This is a genomic window from Cellulomonas composti (assembly GCF_007990245.1).
Taxonomy (GTDB): domain Bacteria; phylum Actinomycetota; class Actinomycetes; order Actinomycetales; family Cellulomonadaceae; genus Cellulomonas; species Cellulomonas composti.
In genome coordinates this window covers 154,982-176,772 of sequence record NZ_BJWG01000006.1, presented here as the reverse complement: position 1 = coordinate 176,772, position 21,791 = coordinate 154,982, and the positions used below count along the sequence as shown (strand labels likewise).

The following is a 21,791-nucleotide window of genomic DNA, read 5'->3' as shown; positions in this document are numbered from 1 at the left end:
AGGCGTCGCTCAGCGGTTCCCACCTTCGCTCGTGCCCGGGTCGATGACGACCTGGAGAAGCTGGACGAGGGCGGGGCGGACGACGTCGGCCGGCAGTGCCTCGAGCGTGGCCATCACGCCCGCCAGCTCGTCGGGCAGACCTTCTGTCATCACACGAGCGACGAGCGACGGGTCCGGCTGCGCCGGGGCGACACCGCGCACCTCGTCGGCGGCACCGACGAGATCCGCGGTGAGCTGGTCGACGACGTCTGCGCTGACCGCGGTCAGCGTGAGGTGAGCGGTGCGGGGCAGGACGGTCCCGTCGGGCTGGGTCATGGCCGGCTGGCACTGCGCGAGCCAGCCGCGTCGGCGTAGCGCGTCGACGAGCCGGAACGGGTCCACGGCACCCCCGGGCGCATCGTCCGTCGCGATCGCGACGAGCGGTCCGGTCGGCTCGCCCACCACCCGCAGGCCCGCGACCGTGCGCAGCGTCGTGAGCACCCGCTGTGTCGCCTCGCGCGTACGTCCGACGAGCCGCGCGTAACCCTCGTCGCCCAGCACCTCGCCCACCGCCCACGCCGCGGCCATCGCGCCTGCGGCGCGTGAGCCGAGCACGGTCGGGTTGACCACGGGGTAGCCGGGCCACGCGGTCGTCGCGAAGTACTGCGCGCGGTGCCGCTCGCGCCCGCGGTGCAGCACCACCGACGCGCCCTTGGGCGCGTACCCGTACTTGTGCAGGTCGGCGGACAGGGACGTGACGCCGGGGACTGCCAGGTCCCACGGTTCGAGGTCGCCCCACCACGGCAGCACCCAGCCGCCGATGCACGCGTCCACGTGACAGGCCACCCCTCGGGCGGACGCGCCGGCAGCGACCTCGGCGACCGGGTCGACGACGCCGAACGGGTAGCTGGGCGCGCTGACGACGACGAGTGCGGCCCGCTCGCCGAGGACGTCGAGCGCCGCGAGCAGGCGGGCAGCCACGGCCCGGCCGGAGTCGACGTCCACCGGCACCGCGACGACGTCGAGGTCGAGGTATGCGGCGGCCTTGTGGAACGCGGGGTGGGCGGTGGTCGGCAGGACGATCGCGGCGCGAGCGTGCTCGCGGCCGGGTGCGGCGGCCCGCCACGTCTCACGCGCGACCTTCACCGCGAGCAGGCAGGACTCGGTCCCGCCGGAGGTCACCGAGCCCACCACGTCCCCGTCGCCGTGGAACGTCTTGCGCGCGCGTCCGACGAGCCCGCGTTCGATCGCGGCGACGGACGTGAACGTCGTCGGGTCCAGGCCGTTGACCGGGAGGAACGCGGTCGCGGCCTGCTCGGCGACCCGGTCCAGGTCCGCCCGGCCAGGGTCGTACACGTAGGACAGCACGCGTCCGCCGTGCGTCGGTGGGTCCGCCGCCCGCAGGGCGAGCAGCTCGGCGAGGACGTCGTCGGGGGTGCGGGTCACGACGTGGCCTCCGGGGGTTCGGGTGCATCGACGACGTCGGCGTCGAGCCGGTAGCGGGACAGCGGCAGCAGCGAGAGCCCGACGAGAACCGCGGGCAGCAGCGAGAACGCCACGACGATCCCCGTGAGCGCGGAGTCCGGCTGGGCCGCGGTCGCATCGCCGGTGCTCGAGACGAACCCGGTGAGCGCGAGCAGTGCCAGCACGAGCGTCGGTCCGAGCGCGAGCCCGGCCGTCTCGCCCGCGGTCCACACGCCGCCAAGCACGCCCGCGCGGTCCACGCCGTGCTCGCGGGCGTCGACCACGGCGACGTCCGGCAGCATCGCGAGCGGGTAGAGCTGCATGCCCGCGTACGCGACACCGGCGAGCGCGACCGGCCCGTAGACCCAGGGCCCGGCGGCCTCGCGCGCGGGCAGCAGCGCGAGCGCCGCGCACGCGAACAGCGCCGACGACCCGACGAGCGCGCGCCGCTTGCCGATGCGGTGCGCGAGCCTCGTCGCGAGCGGCATGACGAGCAGCGCGGGTGCGACGAGCGCGACGAACAGGTAGGTCACCGCGGCCTCGTCGCCCAGCGTGTACGTGGCGACGTACTGCGCGGAGCCGAGCATCGCGCCCGTCGCGAGCGCCTGCAGGACGAACGTCGCGAGCAGGGCACGGAACGGGGGCAGCTCGCGCAGCGCCGCCAGACCGGCGCGCAGCGCGTCGCCCCGCCGGCCGGGCATCGGCGCCGCCGGCAGACCGTCGAGGAGCGCGGCCTCGTCGGCCCGGGAGACGACGGCCACGGGCGCGGCGTGGGTGCCCGCGGCGACGGCTCGTCGCGGCGCGCCCCACCACGCGGCGAGCATCCCGAGCCCGATCACCAGGCCGCTGACGACGCCCATCACGGCGTACCCGGTCCGCCCGCCGCCCGCGGCGTCACGCACGAGCGGGCCGCCCGCCCCGAACGCGAGGATCGCGACCGCGAGCACCGCGATCCGCGGCGCGAGCAGCCGTGTCCGCGAGGCGTAGTCCGGCGCGATCTCCGCGGGCAGCGCGATGTACGGCACCTGGAACAGGCTGAACGCGGTCGCCGCGGCGACGAACGTCACGACCACCCACACCGCGGCGGCGGCCTCCTGCAGCGCGGCGGGTGCCGCGAACACGGCGGCGAACAGCGGCGGCAGCATCAGCGCCCCCGCGAGCAGGAACGGGCGGCGCGAGCCGCGCCGTGCCGCCGACGCGTCGGAACGCGCCCCGACGAACGGGTCGATCACGACGTCCCAGACCTTGGGCAGCGTCACCGCGAGGCTCGCGAGACCGGCCGCGACGCCGAGCGTGTCGGTCAGGTAGTACGCGAGGACGAGACCCGGCAGCGTGCCGAACCCGCCCGTGCCGACGGACCCGAGCGCGTACCCGACGACCGTGCGGCGCGGGATCGGGGCACCGCTGACCCGAGGACCCATGCGGGCGATCCTGCCGTCAGCCCACAGGACTCGGCTGCCGACGCGCCGCGGACGGGCGCTCCTGCGGTCCGTCAGTCGAGGGGGCCCGCCAGCAGGAACGGGTCGCCCTCGAACGGCCGCAGCTCGGCGGGCGCGGGGAACGGCAGGGTGTGGCGCGTCGAAGGGACGTCGATCGAGCCGTGGTCGTCCGTCGCGACGACGACGGCGTCCGGGCGCACGTCGATCACGCGTACCCGCAGCACCTTCCCGTCGTGCGTGAGCTGCCACAGGCCGGACAGCCACGCGATGCCGCGCCCGTCGAGCGCCTCCTCGGCGGCGAGCCAGTCGACGGGCCCGGTCAGGTCGCGGCCGAGCCGGTCGACCGCCACGAACTGGTCGACCTCGGGACGCACCCAGCCGAGCAGCTCGCGGTCGCCGGGGCGACGATGCTCGATCCACTCGTCGGGAACCATCGGGCCAGGCTACGTGCGTGGGGGCCGGGAACACGGGGGCGCGGACGGACGTTGTGCCGCGCAAGATGAATCGATACGAACTTCTCGAGAAGGACGACGGCACGACCGTCCGCTACCAGCGCCACGACAACGGCGGAGGGATGGTCGCGCAGGGCGCGACGGTCGACCCGTCGGCGCACCTGGCGCCGTCCGTCTGGGTCGACCCCGGCGCGCGGGTCGAGGCCGGCGCCTGGGTGGACCGGTTCGCGTGGATCGAGTCCGGCGCGTTCGTCGGGGCCGGCGCGAAGGTCGGCGCGCACGCGCACGTCGGCGCCGGTGCGGCCGTGGGGTCAGGTGCGCGGCTCGGCTCGCGCGTGGACGTGGGCGCCGACGCGCGCCTCGCGCCGGGTGTCGTCGTCGAGCCGGACCAGCGCGTCCCCGCGGGGGCGTTGGTGCGCCGCGGCGACCGGCACGTGCTCGCCGCCTGACCGTTCGCGCTGACCGTCCCCACTGACCGTTCGAGCTGACCGGTCCCGCTGACCGTCCCCGCTGACTGCCCGCCCGGACGGCCGCCGACGCGTCAGGCGTCCGGTCGCGGGTCGGTGGCGCACGCGGTGTCCACGACGACCTGCACCACGGCCGGGTCCTCGAGCGCCCGGAAGTGCCCGGGCGTGCGGAGCACCACGTCGGCGGCGCCCCCCAGCGCGCCCGCGCCGGGGATGTGCGGGTCCCACACGCTGCGCAGCGCCGTGATGCGGGCGTCGACCTCCCGCTCCGCAGCCAGCGCGCGCAGCGTCGGGTCGCTCGGGCTGAACGCCCGCACGGCCCGGGTCGGGAACCAGCGGGCCAGCGGTGTTCCCGCGTACGGGCTGTTGACGGCCACCATCGCCGCGATGCGGCCCTCCGGGTCGGACGTGAGCATCGCGAGCTTGCCGATGAGACCGCCCTTGGAGTGTGCGACGAGCAGCACGTCGCGCAGGTCCCGCTCGACGAGGACCGCGCCGAGCACGCGGGCCTGCTCGCTGACGGGTGCCCCGTTGCGGCCCAGCTCCGGGACGGTGTGCACCACCAGGCCGCGTGCGACGAGGCGGCGCGCCAACGGCAGCAGGAACTGCCACGGCTCGTACACGCCGGGCACGAGCACGACGGGCCGGCCGATCGGGTGCGCGGGCCGGGGCAGGACGGAATCGACGCGGGGGTCGACGAGCTGACAGCGCACCGCGTACGTGTAGTCCTGCGCGCGCCACCACGTCTCGCGCGGCAGCCGCTTCCAGCCGACCTTCACGGCGACATCCCATCACGATCGGGCGAGATTCTGGCTGCGATCCGCCGCCAGAAGCTCGCCCGAACTGACCGGCGGCGAGGGCGTCCGGGCTGCTCGGCGGCCTTTTTTCGGTGGCGCCGGCTGGACAGTTGACCAGGAGGCGGTTGATGGTCCAAACTTCATCTGACGGTGCGCATCGCCTGCCCCCTGCGCGGTGCGCACCGTTCTCACGTCCAAGGAGCCGGTCGCCTCGCGGTGACCGGCTCCTTGCGTCTGTCCGGACGTGCCCGGTCCGGTGGCAGGTCGGGTGCCCGGTCCGGTGCGGGCGTCTCCGGCGCGCCGAACGGGCCGCGGAGCGCCTCCCGGTTACGGTCGCACCGTGACCGTTCCCGCGCGCACGCCCGGCTCGGGACCCGCAGAGGCTCCCGACGACGCAACGACGCCCTCCGACGCGACCCCCGACGCCGGCAGCCCCGAGCGGACGGACGTCGACGCGAGTCCGGTCGCGCTCGTCGAGCCACCGTCACCGGCCGAGCTGGTCGAGGGTGCGGTCGCCACGTGGCGCGCGGCGCTCGTCGAGGCCGCGGGTGGGTCGTCGCTCGCGGACATCGATCTGCTCGGTGAGGCGGCGCTCGACCTGTCGGCCGCGCACCCGTCCGGCATCGCCCAGCTCTTCGCGGGCCGCGAGACGCGACTGTCCAACCTCGTGCGCGAGGGTGCGGCGCTGTCCACCGCGCGGCGCCGGGCCCGCGCCGTCGGGGCGCGTGCCGCCGCGTACGAGCAGCGCTACGGGATCGCGCCGACGTCGCTCGCGATCGGCGTCGCGACCTGGACCGAGCGAGCCGCGCCGGCGGCCGCGCAGGACGACATGGGGGCGCTCGCCGCCGTGACCCGCGCGCATCCCTCGTCGGCCGAGAAGGTGCCCACGCCCGCCCGCGTGCGGACCATGCGCGCGCCCGTGCTGCTGCGCCCGGTGACCCTGCACGCGCGCGGCACGGGGGAGAGCGACTACGAGCTCGAGCTGGAGCCGTCGGTCGAGGTGAACCCGGTGCTCGCGCGGGCGCTGCGCTCGCGCGGCGCGCTGCTGGACCCCGCTGCGGTCGCCCGCGGAGCCTTCACGTCCGACGGGTTCGACCCGCGCACCGCGCTCGATCGGCTCGCGTCGCTCGGCGAGGCCGTGCTCGAGGACTTCGACCTCGTCGACCGCATCGTCGTCGGCACGTTCGTCCACCCGGGGCAGATCCTGGTCGACGACGTCGACCAGCTCGCCGCCGGCATCGGCCACCACGAGGTGCTCGCCGCGCTCTCGGGGGTCGAGGCGGAGCGCGAGCGGCTGCGGTCGGTCGCGCTGCCCGCGCCGGTCGTCGGGGACCGTGACCCGGCGCACGAGCGCGGCGTGGGCGACCTCGACCCGGCCCAGCAGCACGTGCTCGACGTCGTCGCGACGGGTGCGCACCTGTTCGTCGACGCGCCGGCCGGATCCGACGAGGCAGGCACGATCGCGGCCGTCGTCGCGGCGGCCGCCGCCGAGGGGCGCACCGTGCTCTACGTGCCGGGGCACCGCCGCTCGGCCCAGGCACTCGGCGAGCGGCTGCGCGCGCTGGGCCTCGACGACCTCGTGCTCGACATCGCCCCCGAAGCGGGCTGGCGCACGGCCGCGTCGCGCCGGCTCCTGGGCGCGATGACGCTCGAGGCGCCCGCGCAGGACACGCGTGGCATCCAGGACCTGCGCTCGGAGCTCGTCGGATACCGCGAGGCGCTGCGCGGGTACGTGACCGCGCTGCACGCGACGCGCGAGCCGTGGGGTGTCTCGGCGTACGACGCGCTGCAGCACCTCGCCCGCCTCACCTCGACGCGGCCCGCGCCGCGCACCACCGTGCGCCTGGCACCGGACGCCGTACGTGCGCTCGACGAGGGGGCTCGCACGCGCGTGTCCGACGAGCTGCGCCGCGCCGGTGAGCTCGGGGCGTACTCGGTGCGCCCGCAGGACACCCCCTGGTACGGCGCCGACCTGCGCACGCACGCCGACGCGGACGTGGCCCGGCGCCGCATCGAGCGGCTCCTCGGTGGGACGCTGCCGCAGCTCGTCGAGCGGCTCGGCCAGATCGACGCGGAGACCGGGTTGGCCCCCGCGACGTCGGTCGACGCGTGGGCCGAGCAGCTCAGGATGCTCGACGGCGTGCGCGCCTCGCTCGACGTCTTCCTGCCGATCGTGTTCGAGCGCACCGCGGCCGACCTGGTCGCCGCGACCGCGAGCAAGCAGTGGCGTGCCGAGCACGCCGTCGAGATGGGCTCGGTGCTGCGGCGCCGGCTCGTCAAGCAGGCGAAGGACATGGTCCGCCCGGGCCGGCCCGTCACGGACCTGCACGCGGCGCTCGTGGAGGTGTCCCAGCGGCGCGCGGTGTGGCAGGCGCACTGCCCGAGCGGCGGCTGGCCGCGGCTGCCCGACGGCCTGGAGATCATCGAGGACGAGTACCGCGCGGTGCGCGAGGACCTCGACGCGCTCGACGAGGTCCTCGCCACGACGCCGGGCGGCGCCGGGCTGAGCTCGATGCCGTTCGCGGACCTCCTCGAGCGGCTGACGCGGCTGCGCGACGGGCAGGACGCGCTCACGACGCTGCCCGACCGGACGGGCCTGCTGCACCGGCTGCGGGCGGTGGGACTCGGCGAGCTCGTCGACGACCTCGCGACGCGCCGCGTGGACCCCGCGACCGCACCGGCCGAGCTCGACCTGGCCTGGTGGAGCAGCGTGATCGAGCAGATCCTCGCGCAGGACCCGATGCTCGCGGGCTACGACGGGAACGCGCTCGGCGCGCTGTCCCGCCGGTACGCCGAGCTCGACCGCGAGCACGTGCGCAGCCTGGCTCTGCCGGTGCGCGCCGCGGTGTGCGCGCAGGTGAGCGCGGTGCTGCGACGGCACCGCGAGCAGGCGGAAGGGCTGTTCGCCGAGCTCGTCGAGGAGCGGGTGACGTCGCTGCGCGACACGTTCGCGCGGTTCTACGACGTCGGCCGACGGCTGCGCCCCGTGCTGGTCGCCAGCCCGATGCTGGTTCCGCAGGTGCTGCCGGCATCGCGCACGGTCGACCTCGTCGTGCTGGGCTCGGCGTCGCACCTGTCGACCGAGGTGGCGCTGGCCGCTCTGGCACGCGGCCGTCAGGTCGTCGTCGTGGGCGATGCGCGGTGTGCGTCCGGGACCGCGGTGCGCGAGCTCGCCGACGTGCTGCCGACCGTCGCGCTGCGCGCGGACGTCGCCCGCCGCGACCCGTACCTGACGGCGTTCCTGGCCCAGCACGGCTACGAGGGTGTGCTGCGGCCCACGCCGCTGCCCGACCACCGGCCGCTCGTGCGGCTCGACGTGGTCGACGGCACCGGCATGCCGGAGCGTGGCACCGGCCTGGTCGAGACCACGAACGTCGAGGTCCAGCACGTGCTCGAGCTGGTGCTGGACCATGCGCTCTCGCGGCCCGACGAGTCGCTCGCGGTCGTCACCGTCACCACCGCGCACGCCGAGGCGGTGCGCGAGGCCGTGCTCGCCGAGGTGCGCACCAACCCCGCGCTCGCGGCGTTCTTCGACCCGGCCCGGACCGAGCCGTTCGTCGCGACGGACCTCGCGGGCGTCGCTGGGCTGCGCCGCGACGCGGTGATCCTCTCGCTCGGCCTGGGCCGCACGCCCCACCGCCGCGTGCTGCACACGTTCGGTGCGCTCAGCCAGCCCGACGGCGACGCGCTCCTGCTCGACACGCTCGGTTCGAGCCGGCACCGGCTCGTCGTCGTCTCGTGCTTCACCGCAGCCGACCTCGACCCCGAGCGCCTGCGCGGTGACGGACCCCGGCTCCTGCGCGACCTGCTCGACCTCGCGCAGCAGCGCGGTTCGGGCGAGGTGGAGCAGGTCTCGGTCGACCCGGAGCCGGACCGCCTGCTCGTCGACCTCGCCGAGCGGCTGTGGCGGCACGGACTGACGGTCGAGCTCGACCACGGCGTGCCCGGCGGCGTGCGCATCCCGATGGTCGTCGGCCACCCCGACGCACCCGGTCGCATGCTCGTCGCTGTCCTCACGGACGACGAAGCGTACGTGCGCGAACCGAGTGTGCGCGTGCGTGACCGCCTGCTCGCCGACCGCCTCGAACGGCTCGGCTGGTCCGTGCTGCGCGTCTGGTCCGCGGCCGCGTTCCTCGACCCGGACGGCGAGGTCGACCGGATCCGCCGCGCGGTGCACCAGCAGATCCCCGCACCCGCCGCACCGCGCACCGACGCGCTCGTGCTCGGCGTTCCGCCCGTGTGGTCCGACGACGAGCCCGCCGTGGCGTGGGTCCCGCCGTCGACCGAGGGTGGCGCGACGCTCGTCGCGCCCGACGAGGACGCTGCGACGCTCGTCGTGCCCGACGAGGACGCCGCGACGCTCGTCGGCTCCGACGAGGACGCCGCGGCCGAGCCCGCTGACCACGTGGACGGCGCCGGTGCGGATGGTCTCGACGAGGGTGCGCCGCAGGAGGCCGTTGCCGAGGTGACGGCGTCGACCGTCGTCGCCGGCGGGACGGACGACGAGCGGGCCGACGACGCGCCTGCTGAGCCGGTCGGCACCGAGCCCGCTGCGGCCGAGGCGGCTGCTGCCGCGCCGGCGCTCGCCGTCGTCCGGGTCGAGCAGCCCGCGCTGCCGGTGCGGACGGGGGTGCGCCCGGACGTGCGGCGCGGCCTGCCGATCGCGGCGTACAGCGACGACCAGCTCGACGACCTGGTCGCGTGGCTGCGCTCGGACGGCGAGGAGCGCACGCGCGACGAGCTCGCCGCGGCGCTGCGCGACGAGCTGGGCATCACGCGTCGGTCGCACCGCGTCGACACCGCGGTGCGGGGCGCGATCACGCGCGCGCTGGCCTGACGGACCCCGGCACGGGGATCATCGGGGCGTGAGCACCCCCCGCCGATCTCGCCGCGCGATCCGTCCGGCGGGCACCGTCGGCCCCGACGACGCCCCGTTGCGCAGCACGCTGCCCGCGCTCGAGGACGTGCCGGCCGCTCCCGTGTCAGCGCCCGAGCCGGACGAGTCGGACGACGCGGGCGCGCCCGCGTCGAGCGGGGCGTCGCGGTCCGACGACGCGCTGCTGCAGCTCCGTGGTGCGGACGACTCGGACGTCGGCTGGGGTTCAGACGGCGACGCGAACGACGCCAGGCTGCAACGGGACAAGCCCCCGCACTGGTGAACTGCTGACCCGCCCCCAGCCCGCGCCCGGCCGGGCCCGTCCACCGCCGTGCGGGGTCGGCGGCGTCGGGCGGCAGGTGACGTGGTGGCATGGCGGGCATGACGACAGCCCGATCCTCGGCCGACCCGGCCGGCATGCGGTCCGCACCCGTACCGCCGCTCGCGTCGCGGGGTGCGCCGCGATCGATGCGCTGGCGGGCGGCGCTGTGGCGCGGGCGGTTCCTGGTCGCGGCGGCCGCACTCGCGCTGGCGACGGCGCTCGGCCTGCAGTCGCTGCGAGCACCCGCGCCCGCGACGGTCTCGCTGCTCGTGGCGGCGCACGACCTCGCCGCTGGGACGACGCTCGCCGACTCCGACGTGCGGGTCGCGCACGTCCCGGCGTCGGCCGCGGTCGACGCGGCCTTCCGCGACCCGGCCGAGGTGCTCGGGGCCGGGACCGCGGTTCCCGTCCCGGCCGGGTTGCCGCTGGTCCCCGGTCTGCTCGCGACCGCGGAGGTCGGCGGCCCGGCGGGGACCGTGGTCGCGGCGGTGCGGCTGTCCGACCCCGCTGTGGCCGCACTGCTCGCACCCGGCACGCGGGTGGACGTGCTCGCCGCGACGCCCGAGACGGGCGAGAGCGGCGTCGTCGTGGCCCGGCGGGCCCTGGTCCTACCGGTACCGGGCACGGGCGACGACGGCGCCGGCGGCGGACTCGGGCTCGGCGGGGCCGACCGCCAGCAGGACGCGTCGCCCGTGCTGCTCGCCGTGCAGCCCGACGAGGCGCCGGCACTGGCCGGAGCGGCGGCGTCCGCCCTGCTGTCGGTCGTGGTCGTGCCATGATCGGCGGTGACGACGCGACCCGACGATCCCCACACCTCGGAGGTTCCCCATGCCGCAGCTCGACGCCGCCACCTCAGCCGTCGGGAGCGGGGCCAAGGGCCTCGCCAAGGTCGGCCAGGGGTTCAAGGAGTTCATCTCCCGGGGCAACGTCGTCGATCTCGCGGTCGGTGTCGTCATCGGTGCCGCGTTCGGTGAGGTCGTCAAGGCGTTCGTCGAGGCGATCCTCAACCCGTTGATCGGGTGGATCTTCGGGCAGCCGAACCTCGACCAGATCTGGACCATCGCGCCGGACGGCAAGGTGCCGATGTACCCCGGCGTCGTGCTCACGCAGCTGATCACGTTCGTGCTCACCGCGGCCGCGATCTACTTCTGCGTCGTGCTGCCGCTCAACGCGCTCGCGGCGCGACGCAAGAAGGGCGAGGAGCCCGAGCCCGCCGCGCCCGCGGAGGACATCCTGCTGCTGCAGGAGATCCGCGACCTGCTCGCGCAGCAGGGCCGCACCGACCTCGGCTCGACCCCGGGCGCTCCGCCCAGCGTGCCGCCGTCGGTTCCCCCGGCGCCGCCGCGCGCCTGACCGCCGGCGCGATCGGCGTCGCGGGACCGCTGACCGGACCGCGCCTCTGACGAGTCAGGCTGAACGCTTCAGGCTGAACGGGTCAGGCTGAAGCCGCCTTGGGGGCGGCACTGCTCGTCGTGCTCGCGGTGCTCGTCGTGCTCGCGCCGGTCGACGAGCTCGACGTGCTCGAGGACGAGGACGAGCTGCTGGACGAGTCGGCGGACGTGCTCGACGCGGCGGGCAGCGACGAGGACGGCGTCCCGGTCGACGTGCCGGACTTCGCACCCGCGCGCGCGTCGTTGCGGTAGAAGCCGGAGCCCTTGAAGACGACGCCGACCGACGAGAACACCTTGCGCAGGCGACCTTCGCACTCGGGGCAGGCCGTGAGCGTGTCGTCGCTGAAGGACTGCTGGATGTCGAACGCGTGGTCGCAGGCGGTACAGGCGTAGGCGTAGGTGGGCACCGGTCGCTCCGGGGGTCTGGCCGGGCGACGTGTCCGCCTGGCACTCACAAGTTCCGAGTGCCAATGGTAACGGCGCGCGCGGCCCGCCGATTCCCGCTGTCCGACGAATCGTCCGCCTCGGCGACTACCCTCGCAGACGTGCTCCACAGCCGCGCCTTCCGCATCACGCTCATGTCCGTCGCCATCGTCGTCGTGGTGGCGCTCGTGGCGGTGGTCGTCGCTGCGGTCGTCGTCGTGCGTCGTCCACTGCCGCAGACGGGCGGGACGGTCACCATCCCGGGCCTGTCGGCCGACGTCACGGTGACCCGCGACGCTCGCGGCATCCCCACGATCGGGGCGGCCAGCACGCACGACCTGTTCATGGCGCAGGGCTTCGTCGCGGCGCAGGACCGGTTCTTCGAGATGGACTACCGCCGGCACGTGACGGCGGGCCGGCTCTCGGAGCTCGTCGGGGAGAACGAGGACGCGCTCGAGGCGGACAAGGTGATCCGCACGTTCGGCTGGCGCAACGTCGCGGAGCAGGAGTGGCAGCTCCTCGAGCCGTCGACGCGCGAGGCGCTGCAGGCGTACGCCGACGGCGTCAACGCGTACCTGAAGGGCAAGGCGCCGTCGCAGATCGCGCTCGAGTACACGGTGCTGGGCCTGCAGGTGCACGTCGGTTCGCCCGAGCCGTGGGACCCGATCGACTCGCTCGCGTGGCTCAAGGCGATGGCCTGGGACCTGCGCGGCAACTACGACGACGAGCTCGAGCGCGCGACGACGTACGGCTCGGTGCGCGACGTCGCGAAGGTCGACGAGCTGTTCCCGACCTACCCGCAGGACCTCAACGCGCCGATCCTGGCGGCGGGCGACGAGACGATCACGACGCAGACGGCGCTGCACACCGACGAGGTCGACCTCGGCGGCGACGCGGTGCAGGCGGCGTTCGCGCAGGCGCAGGCCGCGATGGACGCGGTGCCGCACCTGCTCGGCGTGGGCGAGGGCATCGGCTCCAACTCGTGGGTGGTCAGCGGCGACCTCACCGCCGACGGCCACCCGATCCTGGCCAACGACCCCCACCTGGGCATCTCGGCACCAGGGATCTGGATGCAGGTCGGCCTGCGCTGCACGACCGTCTCGTCCGGCTGCCCGTACGACGTGTCGGGCTTCTCGTTCGCGGGCTTCCCGGGCGTCGTGATCGGCCACAACGCCGACCTGGCCTGGGGGCTGACGAACCTGGGCGCGGACGTCACGGACTTCTTCCTCGAGCGCGTGGACGGCAACCGCACGCAGCGCGACGACGAGTGGGAGCCGATCACCACGCGCACCGAGGTGATCAAGGTCAACGGCGGCGACGACGTCACGATCGAGGTGCGCGAGACCGCGCACGGGCCGATCGTCTCGGACGTGCTCGACCTGGCCGCGGTCTCCGACGCGCCCCTGCCCGACGGCAGCGCCCGCCGCGGATACGAGGTCGCGCTCGCCTGGACGGCGCTGGCCCCCGGCCGCACGGCGGACGCCGTGATCTCGATCGACCTCGCGAAGGACGCCGAGGACATCGCCCGCGTCGGCCGGCTGCTCGAGGTGCCGTCGCAGAACATCGTGTTCGCGACGGCCGACGGGCACATCGGCTACCAGGCGCCGGGCCGCATCCCGGTGCGTGCCGCGGTCGTCGGCGACGTCCCCTCCGACGGGACGTGGCCCCGGCCCGGCTGGGACTCGGCGTACGACTGGCAGGGCTACGTCGACTCGGAGCAGATGCCGCACGCGACCGACCCCGAGGACGGCTTCATCGTCGCCGCCAACCAGCAGGTCACACCCGCGGGACAGGGCCCGTTCCTGACGAAGGACTGGGACTACGGCTACCGCTCGCAGCTCATCCGGGAGGGCCTGGAGGACCTGCTCGCCGACGGTCACAAGGTCACGGTCGCGGACATGAACACGCTGCAGACCGACGAGCACAACCCGTTCGCGGACGTCCTGGTGCCCAGCCTCCTCGCGCTCGACATCGACGACCCGTACGACGACGACGGCCAGGAGCTGCTGCGGACGTGGGACCACGTCTCGTCGGCCGACTCGGCCGCCGCCGCGTACTTCGCGGCCGTGTGGTCGACCCTGCTGCGCCTCGCGTTCGCCGACGACCTGCCGGACGGGCACGGACCCGACGGCGGTTCGCGCTGGCTCGAGGTGGTGCGCGGGCTGCTCGACGATCCCGACTCGCCGTGGTGGGACGACCGCACGACACCGGGAGTGGTCGAGGGGCGCGACGAGGTGCTGACGCGCGCGATGGTCACGGCCCGCAACGAGCTCACCGTGCAGCTCGGCACCGACGCGACCGACTGGCGCTGGGGGCGGCTGCACACCGCGGCGCCCGAGCACCCGGTGCTCGGCGGCTCGTCCATCCCCGGCCTGGTACGCGACTTCGTCAACCCGGACCCGATCGCGGTCGGCGGCGGGTCGTCGATCATCAACGCGACCGCGTGGAACGCCAGCGAGGGCTACGACGTGACCGCAGCGCCGTCGATGCGGATGGTCGTCGACCTGGGCGACCTCGACTCGTCGACGTGGGTCAACCTGACGGGCTCGTCGGGACACCCCGCGAGCAACCACTACGCGGACCAGTTCGGCGCGTGGGCGGCGGGCGAGACGTTCCCGTGGCCGTTCACGTCGGCCGCGGTGACCGCGGACGCCTCCCGTCGGCTGATCCTGCGGCCCGAGGCCGCGTCGTCGTCCTGACCGGCACGCTCCTGACCGGCACCAGCGTCGGCCGACGAGCAGGTGGTCAGCCGACGAGCATCCGCCAGCCCTCGGTCGTCGCGACCGCGTCGACCCGCCGGTCGTGCGGCTCGCGCGGCAGCGGGTCGGTCGTGACGTCCCGCAGCTCCTCGGGGTGCACGAGTGCGACGACGAGCGCATCGGGCCGGGCGTGCTCGAGCGCGCGGTCGTACCAGCCGCCGCCCTGACCGAGCCGCGTACCGGCGGTGTCGAGCGCGAGCGCGGGCGTGATGATCACGTCGGCGTCGGCGAGCGACTCGGGGCCGAGCGTCGGACCGCCGGGCTCGGGCGGCCGGCCGGGGGCGCGTTCGCGCAGGTCGTCGGGTCCCGCGTACAGGGCCCAGTCCCGCTGGAGGCCCGCGCCCAGCACGGGCAGCAGGACGGTGACGCCGCGCTTCGCGAGCCGCTCGAGCAGCGGGCCGGTCCCGGGTTCGCCGGCGCGCGAGGCGTAGACGGAGACGCATCGGGCGCGCGCGACGGCGGGGATCTGCACGACGACGTCGGCGAAGGACTCGGCGTCGGCCTCGCGGCGCCGGGCGGAGCGCCGCGCGCGCGCTGCCCTGATGGCGACGCGCAGCGCCTCTTTCGCGTCGTCGGCGTCGTCGCCAGGGGCGGGGACGGGCGGCTGGGCGCTGCTCATGGGGCTCAGTCTTGCAAACTTGGTGCGACACCTGGCTGCGCCCTCGGCGAACCGGGGGCGAACTCCTGCGCCCGCCGCCCGACTGACCAGCGACGGGACGTGTGATGAGCAAGGTCACACCGTCGCAGGGGTGGGCGATCCGTCTGCCCCTTGGCTAGCGTCGGCGCCATGACGATCCACAAGGCGGTCATCCCTGCGGCAGGACTCGGCACCCGATTCCTGCCCGCCACGAAGTCGACGCCCAAGGAGATGCTCCCGGTCGTCGACAAGCCGGCCATCCAGTACGTCGTCGAGGAGGCCGTCGCGGCCGGGCTCGACGACGTCCTGCTCATCACGGGCCGCTCCAAGCGCACGCTCGCCGACCACTTCGACGCAGTACCCGAGCTCGAGGCCACGCTCGAGGCGAAGGGTGATCTCGAACGGCTCGCGAAAGTTCGGGCCTCCACCGACCTCGCCCACGTCCACTTCGTGCGCCAGGGCCAGCCCCGCGGCCTGGGCCACGCCGTCCTGCAGGCCAAGCGCCACGTGGGCGACGAGCCCTTCGCGGTGCTCCTGGGCGACGACCTGATCGACGCGCGCGACGACCTGCTCGCCCCCATGCTCGCGATCCAGGAGCAGCGCGGCGGGTCGGTCATCGCGCTGCTCGAGGTCCCGGCCGAGCAGATCTCGCTGTACGGCTGCGCCGCGGTCGAGCCGCTGGACGGTGCGTCGCAGGACGTCGTGCGCATCACGGGTCTCGTCGAGAAGCCCGACGTCGCGGACGCGCCCAGCAACCTGGCGATCATCGGCCGCTACGTGCTGCACCCGGCGGTTTTCGAGGTGCTCGAGAGCACCGAGCCGGGTCGCGGCGGCGAGGTCCAGCTCACCGACGCCCTGGCCACCCTGCTCGACCTGCCGCCCGAGCAGGGCGGCGGCGTCACGGGGGTCGTGTTCCGCGGCCGGCGCTACGACACGGGGGACCGGCTCGACTACCTCAAGTCGGTCGTGCGGATCGCCGCGGACCGTGACGACCTGGGTCCGGACTTCCGCGCCTGGCTGACCACGTACGTGGCATCGCTCGGGAAGTAGCCCGAGAACGAGCACCAGCGGGGCACAATGCCCGCATGAGATCGGTCCAGGACCACCTGGCGGCCGTGCTCGCCGCCGTCGGGCCGGTCGCCCCGCTCGACGTGGCGCTGCACGACGCGGTCGGCTGCATCCTCGCAGCCGACCTCGTCGCGCGTCGCGACCTGCCGCCCGTCCCCGTCGCCGAACGCGACGGATACGCCGTCGCCTCGCACGAGACCGCCGGCGCGGGCTACGAGAGCACGCTGTCGTTGCCCGTCGCGCACGACGTCCGCGCGGGCGGCATGCCGTTGCGCCTGGCGCCGGGGCAGTCCGTGCGGATCTCGTCGGGCGGACCACTGCCGCTGGGGGCGGACGCGGTGGTCCCCATCGAGGAGACCGACCGCGGCGCGGCCCGGTTCGCGATGCAGCGCCCGGCGGTCGCGGGGCAGCACGTGCGCGCCCCGGGTGCCGACGTGCGCACCGGCGAGGTGGTGCTGCCCGCCGGCACGCGGCTCGGCGCCCGCCAGCTCGCGCTCGCGGCCGCGATGGGGCACGGGCGCCTGCACGTGCACCCCACCCCGCGCGTCGTGCTGCTCTCGGTGGGCGACGAGCTCGTCGAGCCCGGCGCCGTCCGCCCGGCCGAGGGGACGGTGTTCGAGGCCGACGGCCACGCGCTCGAGGCCGCGGTGCGGGACGCGGGCGCCTCCCCGGTGCGCGTCGGCATCGTCAGCGACGACCGGTCCGCGCTGCGGGAGGCCCTCGAGGACCAGCTCGTCCGCGCGGACCTCGTCGTGGTGACCGGTGGGCTGTCCGAGCTCGTCGGGGACACCGTCAAGGACGTGCTCGCGACGCTCGGCTCGGTGCGCCTCGACCAGGTCGCGATGACCCCCGGCTTCCGGCACGGGTTCGGGACGGTCGGCGCCGAGCTCGGGCGCGACCGCGAGGTCCCGGTGTTCGCGCTGCAGGGCCACCCCGTCGCGGCGCAGGTGTCCTTCGAGGTCTTCGTCCGGCCCGCGCTGCGCGCGATGGCGGGGCATGTCGAGCTGTACCGGCCGTCGGTCGCGGCGCAGGCGACGCACGGCTGGTCGTCGCCCGTGGGGTTGCGCCAGTTCGTGCCCGCCACGGTGCTCGGCTCGCCCGACGAGGGCTACCGCGTGACGCCGCTGGGAGACCCCGGGTCGCCCACGGTGAGCGCGCTCGCGCTCGCCAACGCGCTCGCGGTCGTCGGGGAGCAGGACGCCACCGTGCACGCCGGCCAGGTCATCCACTGCCTCGTGCTGGAGGGCTGATGGCGACCGGCTGGCCCGTGACCCTCGTCGACGGCCCGGTGCGGCTGCGCCCGCTGCGGCGCCGCGACGGGCAGGCATGGCTCGCGCTGCGGACCGCGAACGCCGACTGGCTCGAGCCGTGGGACGCGACCAGCCCCGTCCCGGTCGACCGTCCACGCCCGACGTTCGGCGCGTTCGTCCGCCTGCTCGCCGCGCAGGCCCGCGAGGGCCAGACGCTGCCGTTCGCGGTGGACCTGCACGGCGAGCTCGTCGGGCAGGTCACGGTCTCGTCGATCACGTACGGCTCGCTGCGCTCGGCGTCGATCGGATACTGGGTCTCGCGGCACGTCGCGGGCAGGGGCATCATCCCCACCGCCGTCGCGCTGGCGGTCGACCACTGCTTCCAGGTCCTCGAGCTGCATCGCGTGGAGATCAACATCCGCCCCGAGAACGAGCCGTCGTTGCGCGTCGTCCAGAAGCTCGGGTTCCGCGACGAGGGTGTGCGCGAGCGCTACCTGCACATCCGCGGGCAGTGGTGCGACCACCGGTCGTTCGCGCTGACCGCCGAGGAGGTCCCCGAGGGCCTGCTCCACCGGTACCACACGAGCTGAGCCGACGAACCGCTCGGTGCCCGTCGGCGCGCATTCGTCGGGAGACACGCCGCGGGGGTGCGCCGGGCACGGGGGAGCGCGTCCTACCGTCGGGACGTGAAAGGCATCGCAGGTCCGGTCGCGCTCGCGCTGGTCGGCCTGTGGGTGGCATATCTGGTGCCGCACAAGCTGCGACACCGACAACAGCTGGTGGAGTCGCGCGTCGACGACCGGTTCTCCGACGGCCTGCGCGTCCTCGCGGTGAGCGAGCGACGGGCACGCAGCCAGGTGTCGGCGCCGGAGTGCGGGACCACCAGCACGACGGGGTTGCTCACCCCGGGCTCAGGGTTTCCCGTGCGACGCACGGTGACCGCGACAGGAGGCACCGCCGTGGACCGACCCACCGCACAGCAGGACCGCATCACGGCCGAGGCCGCGCGCCGCAGCGCGCAGACCCGCGCGGCGCACGCCGCCGCGCTCGCCCGCCGGGGTGCCGCAGCCAGGCGTCGCGGTGCGCTCGCGGGCGCGCTGCTCGTCCTCACCGTCCTCGGCGTCGTGGCCGCCGCGGCACTGCCCGCCGTCACGTGGGTCGTCGCCGCCGTGCCTGCCGCGTTGCTGGCGACCGTCGTCGTGCTGGGCCGTCGCGCCGTGATCGCGGGCCGCGCGGCCGACGCCGCCTGGACCGGGCGGATCGCGCAGGCCGAGCGCGAGGTCGTCGTCGCCCGCCAGCCCGGGCCCGTCATCACCGGCCGCGCCGTCAAGCCGTCGCAGACGCCGACGCAGGCGATCGCCCAGGTCGTCGTCGAGGAGCAGGACAGCGCCGCGGAGGACGGCACCTGGTCGCCCGTCCCCGTGCCCAGGCCGACGTACGCGCTCAAGCCGAGCGCCCCGCGCTACGAGCCCGCACCCCTGACGGACCTCGAGGGCTCGACCGCGGTCCGCACCTCCGCCGGCACCTCGTCGAGCGAGTCCGACGAGGGTGCGACGACACCCGCGGCCGTCGTCGCCCCGCCCACCACGGGCTCGATCGACCTCGACGGCATCCTGGCCAAGCGGCGCGCGTCGGGCCAGTGACGCGGCGGTCCGCGGGCGCCCGGGGGAGGCCCCGATTTCGTCTCCGGCCCGGGGCTGGTGTTAGTCTGTAGCCCGCTTCAAGGGGCTGTGGCGCAGTTGGTAGCGCGTCTCGTTCGCAATGAGAAGGTCAGGGGTTCGAATCCCCTCAGCTCCACCCCACGCATCAAGTTCACACCCTCGTCCGCGAAAGAGCGGGCGGGGGTGTGCACGTTTCCGGCCGCGTGCCGCTGCCCGGGTCGGGATCGCCTCGTGGCCCAGGTCAAAGGTGGCGCCGTCGGGGCGCGGGTGGTCGGGGTGGAAGGATGGGCGCGTGCCTGACGGGAGACGCTCCGGCCGCCTGGGGCGGCTTCGGGGGGTCGTCGGGTGGGTGGATCCGCTCGTCGCGATGGTCGTGGGCGTGCTGGTCCTCGGGCTGCTGGTGCCGGTCTCGGGCGCCGCGGCGGACGTGGTCGGCGCGGTCACCACCGGCGCGATCGTCGTGCTGTTCTTCCTGTACGGCGCGCGGATGCCGACGCGCGAGGTGATCGCCGGGCTGCGCAACTGGCGGCTGCAGGGCAGCATGCTGGCCGCGACGTTCCTGCTGTTCCCGGTGCTCGGCCTCGCGGTGCAGCTCGTCCCGGACGCGGTGCTCGCGCCCGAGCTGCAGACCGGGCTGCTCTACCTGTCGCTGCTGCCCTCGACGGTGCAGTCCTCGGTGGTGTTCACGTCGGTCGCGCGCGGCAACGTCGCCGGGGCGATCACCGGCGCCACGATCTCGAACGTCGTCGGGATCGTCGCGACGCCGCTGCTCGTCGCGCTGCTCATGGGCGGGACGCCCGGGGCGATGGGGCTCGGGTCGGTCACCGGCATCCTGCTGCAGCTGCTGCTGCCGTTCGTCGTCGGGCAGCTCCTCGAACCGCGGCTGGGGCGCTGGCTGCGCACGCACACGCGGCTCACGCGCGTCACCGACCGCACGACGATCCTGCTCGTCGCGTACTCGTCGGTGAGCGAGGCGCAGACCAGCGGCGCATGGGACCACGTGACGGTGCCGGCGCTCGTCGGGCTGCTCGTCGTGTCCGGTGTGCTGCTCGCGGTGATGCTCACGACGACGTGGTGGGCCGGGGGGCGGCTGCGGCTCGCGCGCGGCGACCGGGTGGCGCTGCTGATGTGCGGGTCCAAGAAGAGCCTGGCCACGGGCCTGCCGATGGCGGCCGTGCTGTTCAATCCGGTGCTCGCGGCAACGGTCGCGCTGCCGGTGATCGCGTTCCACCAGCTGCAGCTGCTCGTGTGCGCGGGGATCGCGCGTCGGCTCGCCAGGTCCGTCGGGTAGCGTTCGATTCGTCCCGTCCGGCCCGTACCGCCAGGAGCGTCGTGAGCCTGAAGTCGCTCGTCCCTCGTCCGCAGCGCGGTGAACGTCTCGACGGTGAGCCGTTCGTCGTCGGTGAGGCGACGACCGTCGTCGTCGACCCGCGTCCCGAGCTCATCGCGCTCGGCATCCTCGCGGCCGACCTGCTCGGTCGGGTCTCTGGTCGCTCGATCGAGGTCCGGTACGCCGATGACGGCGCGGCGGACCGCGACGTCATCCGGCTGCGCGTCCTCGAGGAGGGCGCGCTCGCCGGCGGCGCCGAGGCGTACCGGCTGCGGGTCACCTCCGACCGCGTCGACGCCGTCGCGCACGGCACCGCGGGCCTGGTGCACGCGATCGTCACGCTGCGTCAGCTCATCGAGCACCCCGGCGACGGGTCGAGCGTCGTGTCGCCCGCGATCGTCGAGGACGCGCCGCGGTTCGCGTGGCGCGGGCTGTCGATCGACGTCGCCCGGCACTTCCTGGGCGTCGACGCCGTCAAGGTCGTGATCGGCGTGATGGCGCACTACAAGCTCAACACGCTGCACCTGCACCTGACCGACGACCAGGGCTGGCGGCTGCACGTGCCGTCGCGTCCGCAGCTGAGCCGCCTGTCGTCGGAGACGTCCGTGAACGGCGACCCCGGCGGCTTCTACACGCCGTCGGACTACGCCGACATCGTCCACTACGCCGCCGCACGCGGGATCGTCGTCGTCCCCGAGATCGACGTCCCGGGTCACGTCAACGCCGCGACGCATGCCTACGGGGACCTGACTCCCGACGGGGAGCCGACCGACGCGTACACCGGGATCGAGGTCGGCTTCAGCCGGCTGCACGCCGACCTGCCCGCGACGACGCCGTTCCTCGAGGCCGTGTTCGGTGACGTCGCGGCGATGACGCCGGGCGAGTACGTCCACATCGGCGGTGACGAGGTCCTGACGATGGAGCCGGGTGAGTACGCGCGGTTCGTCGCGACCGCCGCCGCCGTCGTGCGCGCGGCCGGCAAGAAGGTCGTCGGCTGGCAGGAGATCGCCCACACGCCGCTCGAGCCGGGCACCGTCGTGCAGTACTGGGACACGCGCGTCGAGCCGGACGCGTTCGTCGCGGCGGCCCGTGCGGGCGCCAAGATCCTCATGTCGCCCGGCTCGCGCGTCTACCTCGACATGAAGTACGACGCGAACACCGAGATCGGGCTCGACTGGGCCGGTCACGTCGAGCTGCGCGACGCCTACGAGTGGGAGCCGACCACCCTGATCGACGGGTTGCCGGCCGAGTCGGTGATCGGCGTCGAGGCGGCCGTGTGGACCGAGACGATCCGCGACCTCGACGACCTCATGTTCATGCTGCTGCCGCGGCTCGCGGCCGTCGCCGAGGTGGCCTGGACGGCGCCCGAGAGCCGCGACTGGGACGACTTCGCCGCGCGCGTCAGTGCGCAGGGGCCGTTCTGGGACCGGCTCGGACTGCGCTGGTACGCCTCGCCGCAGGTCGACTGGTAGCCCA

At 74.8% G+C, this 21,791-nt stretch carries 18 protein-coding genes, 1 tRNA gene and 1 pseudogene; 14 read left to right on the top strand and 6 right to left on the bottom strand.

Translation table 11 applies throughout. The features are described 5' to 3' along the window. Positions 1-9 precede the first annotated feature (9 nt). The 3 genes from CCO02nite_RS08415 to CCO02nite_RS08405 form a co-directional block, all read right to left on the bottom strand. Positions 10-1,425, bottom strand: a complete 1,416-nt coding sequence (locus tag CCO02nite_RS08415; RefSeq protein ID WP_146842675.1) for a pyridoxal phosphate-dependent decarboxylase family protein — start codon at positions 1,423-1,425, stop codon at positions 10-12. Continuing rightward, a complete protein-coding gene (locus tag CCO02nite_RS08410; RefSeq protein ID WP_146842674.1) occupies positions 1,422-2,864 on the bottom strand; it encodes an MFS transporter in 1,443 nt (480 codons plus the stop codon). The genes CCO02nite_RS08415 and CCO02nite_RS08410 overlap by 4 nt, the downstream gene beginning before the upstream one ends. A gap of 71 nt (positions 2,865-2,935) precedes the next feature. Continuing rightward, positions 2,936-3,316: a hypothetical protein gene (locus CCO02nite_RS08405; protein ID WP_146842673.1), complete on the bottom strand. Its 381-nt coding sequence runs from the start codon at positions 3,314-3,316 to the stop codon at positions 2,936-2,938. Between the two features lie 65 nt (positions 3,317-3,381). Here CCO02nite_RS08405 and CCO02nite_RS08400 point away from each other — a divergent pair, with 65 nt between their 5' ends. After that, positions 3,382-3,783 carry a transferase gene (locus CCO02nite_RS08400; RefSeq protein WP_146842672.1) on the top strand — a complete coding sequence of 134 codons (402 nt, stop codon included), beginning with the start codon at positions 3,382-3,384 and terminating at the stop codon, positions 3,781-3,783. Positions 3,784-3,875: 92 nt separating this feature from the next. Here the strand turns inward: CCO02nite_RS08400 and CCO02nite_RS08395 are convergent, their stop codons facing one another. Beyond that, entirely contained in the window at positions 3,876-4,580 is a 705-nt protein-coding gene (locus CCO02nite_RS08395; RefSeq protein ID WP_146842671.1) for an esterase/lipase family protein, read from the bottom strand. Between the two features lie 358 nt (positions 4,581-4,938). On the opposite strand from CCO02nite_RS08395, the gene CCO02nite_RS08390 reads away from it, so the two are divergent. The 5 genes from CCO02nite_RS08390 to CCO02nite_RS16295 all read left to right on the top strand — a co-directional run bounded on the left by CCO02nite_RS08390 (position 4,939) and on the right by CCO02nite_RS16295 (position 11,439). Beyond that, a complete protein-coding gene (locus tag CCO02nite_RS08390; RefSeq protein WP_146842670.1) occupies positions 4,939-9,435 on the top strand; it encodes a PDDEXK-like endonuclease domain-containing protein in 4,497 nt (1,498 codons plus the stop codon). A gap of 28 nt (positions 9,436-9,463) precedes the next feature. Continuing rightward, positions 9,464-9,757 carry a hypothetical protein gene (locus CCO02nite_RS08385; RefSeq protein WP_146842669.1) on the top strand — a complete coding sequence of 98 codons (294 nt, stop codon included), beginning with the start codon at positions 9,464-9,466 and terminating at the stop codon, positions 9,755-9,757. 98 nt (positions 9,758-9,855) lie between these two features. Beyond that, a complete protein-coding gene (locus tag CCO02nite_RS08380) occupies positions 9,856-10,575 on the top strand; it encodes an SAF domain-containing protein (RefSeq protein ID WP_246117431.1) in 720 nt (239 codons plus the stop codon). A 49-nt stretch (positions 10,576-10,624) separates the two neighbouring features. Beyond that, the gene (gene mscL / locus CCO02nite_RS08375; RefSeq protein WP_146842668.1) at positions 10,625-11,149 is read left to right on the top strand and encodes a large conductance mechanosensitive channel protein MscL; all 525 of its coding nucleotides are present in this window, start codon (positions 10,625-10,627) and stop codon (positions 11,147-11,149) included. Positions 11,150-11,247: 98 nt separating this feature from the next. Beyond that, complete coding sequence (locus CCO02nite_RS16295; RefSeq protein WP_307724043.1) at positions 11,248-11,439, top strand: hypothetical protein; 192 nt, start codon at positions 11,248-11,250, stop codon at positions 11,437-11,439. Positions 11,440-11,453: 14 nt separating this feature from the next. Here CCO02nite_RS16295 and CCO02nite_RS16290 read toward each other — a convergent pair. Beyond that, positions 11,454-11,594, bottom strand: a pseudogene (locus CCO02nite_RS16290) (FmdB family zinc ribbon protein); the annotation flags it as partial. A 138-nt stretch (positions 11,595-11,732) separates the two neighbouring features. On the opposite strand from CCO02nite_RS16290, the gene CCO02nite_RS08365 reads away from it, so the two are divergent. Continuing rightward, positions 11,733-14,309: a penicillin acylase family protein gene (locus tag CCO02nite_RS08365; protein ID WP_443092612.1), complete on the top strand. Its 2,577-nt coding sequence runs from the start codon at positions 11,733-11,735 to the stop codon at positions 14,307-14,309. A gap of 46 nt (positions 14,310-14,355) precedes the next feature. On the opposite strand, the gene CCO02nite_RS08360 is transcribed toward CCO02nite_RS08365, so the two are convergent. Continuing rightward, a complete protein-coding gene (locus CCO02nite_RS08360) occupies positions 14,356-14,988 on the bottom strand; it encodes a 5-formyltetrahydrofolate cyclo-ligase (RefSeq protein WP_146842666.1) in 633 nt (210 codons plus the stop codon). A 168-nt stretch (positions 14,989-15,156) separates the two neighbouring features. Between CCO02nite_RS08360 and galU the strand changes: the two genes are divergently transcribed. From galU to CCO02nite_RS08325, 7 genes are all read left to right on the top strand, one after another. Beyond that, on the top strand, positions 15,157-16,056 hold the full coding sequence (gene galU / locus CCO02nite_RS08355; RefSeq protein WP_146842665.1) for a UTP--glucose-1-phosphate uridylyltransferase GalU: 900 nt from the start codon (positions 15,157-15,159) through the stop codon (positions 16,054-16,056). A gap of 35 nt (positions 16,057-16,091) precedes the next feature. Beyond that, on the top strand, positions 16,092-17,324 hold the full coding sequence (locus tag CCO02nite_RS08350) for a molybdopterin molybdotransferase MoeA (protein ID WP_146842664.1): 1,233 nt from the start codon (positions 16,092-16,094) through the stop codon (positions 17,322-17,324). Next, a complete protein-coding gene (locus tag CCO02nite_RS08345) occupies positions 17,324-17,914 on the top strand; it encodes a GNAT family N-acetyltransferase (RefSeq protein WP_146842663.1) in 591 nt (196 codons plus the stop codon). Before CCO02nite_RS08350 ends, CCO02nite_RS08345 begins: the two co-directional genes overlap by 1 nt. Positions 17,915-18,010: 96 nt before the next feature. Further along, the gene (locus CCO02nite_RS08340) at positions 18,011-18,967 is read left to right on the top strand and encodes a hypothetical protein (protein ID WP_146842662.1); all 957 of its coding nucleotides are present in this window, start codon (positions 18,011-18,013) and stop codon (positions 18,965-18,967) included. A gap of 81 nt (positions 18,968-19,048) precedes the next feature. After that, positions 19,049-19,121 (top strand) — tRNA-Ala (locus CCO02nite_RS08335). Positions 19,122-19,277: 156 nt separating this feature from the next. After that, positions 19,278-20,276, top strand: a complete 999-nt coding sequence (locus CCO02nite_RS08330; RefSeq protein WP_307724042.1) for a bile acid:sodium symporter family protein — start codon at positions 19,278-19,280, stop codon at positions 20,274-20,276. A gap of 41 nt (positions 20,277-20,317) precedes the next feature. Next, positions 20,318-21,787 (top strand): beta-N-acetylhexosaminidase, encoded by a 1,470-nt coding sequence (locus CCO02nite_RS08325; RefSeq protein WP_146842661.1) that lies wholly within the window; start codon positions 20,318-20,320, stop codon positions 21,785-21,787. Positions 21,788-21,791: the final 4 nt, after the last annotated feature.

Excerpts from the sequence above, each read along its gene's own strand:
- CCO02nite_RS08345 (WP_146842663.1), top strand. The coding sequence starts at position 17,324 with ATGGCGACCGGCTGGCCCGTGACCCTCGTCGACGGCCCGGTGCGGCTG.
- CCO02nite_RS08350 (WP_146842664.1), top strand. The coding sequence starts at position 16,092 with ATGAGATCGGTCCAGGACCACCTGGCGGCCGTGCTCGCCGCCGTCGGG.
- CCO02nite_RS08400 (WP_146842672.1), top strand. The coding sequence starts at position 3,382 with ATGAATCGATACGAACTTCTCGAGAAGGACGACGGCACGACCGTCCGC.
- mscL (WP_146842668.1), top strand. The coding sequence starts at position 10,625 with ATGCCGCAGCTCGACGCCGCCACCTCAGCCGTCGGGAGCGGGGCCAAG.
- CCO02nite_RS08405 (WP_146842673.1), bottom strand. The coding sequence starts at position 3,316 with ATGGTTCCCGACGAGTGGATCGAGCATCGTCGCCCCGGCGACCGCGAG.
- CCO02nite_RS08360 (WP_146842666.1), bottom strand. The coding sequence starts at position 14,988 with ATGAGCAGCGCCCAGCCGCCCGTCCCCGCCCCTGGCGACGACGCCGAC.
- CCO02nite_RS08380 (WP_246117431.1), top strand. The coding sequence starts at position 9,856 with ATGACGACAGCCCGATCCTCGGCCGACCCGGCCGGCATGCGGTCCGCA.
- galU (WP_146842665.1), top strand. The coding sequence starts at position 15,157 with ATGACGATCCACAAGGCGGTCATCCCTGCGGCAGGACTCGGCACCCGA.
- CCO02nite_RS08410 (WP_146842674.1), bottom strand. The coding sequence starts at position 2,864 with ATGGGTCCTCGGGTCAGCGGTGCCCCGATCCCGCGCCGCACGGTCGTC.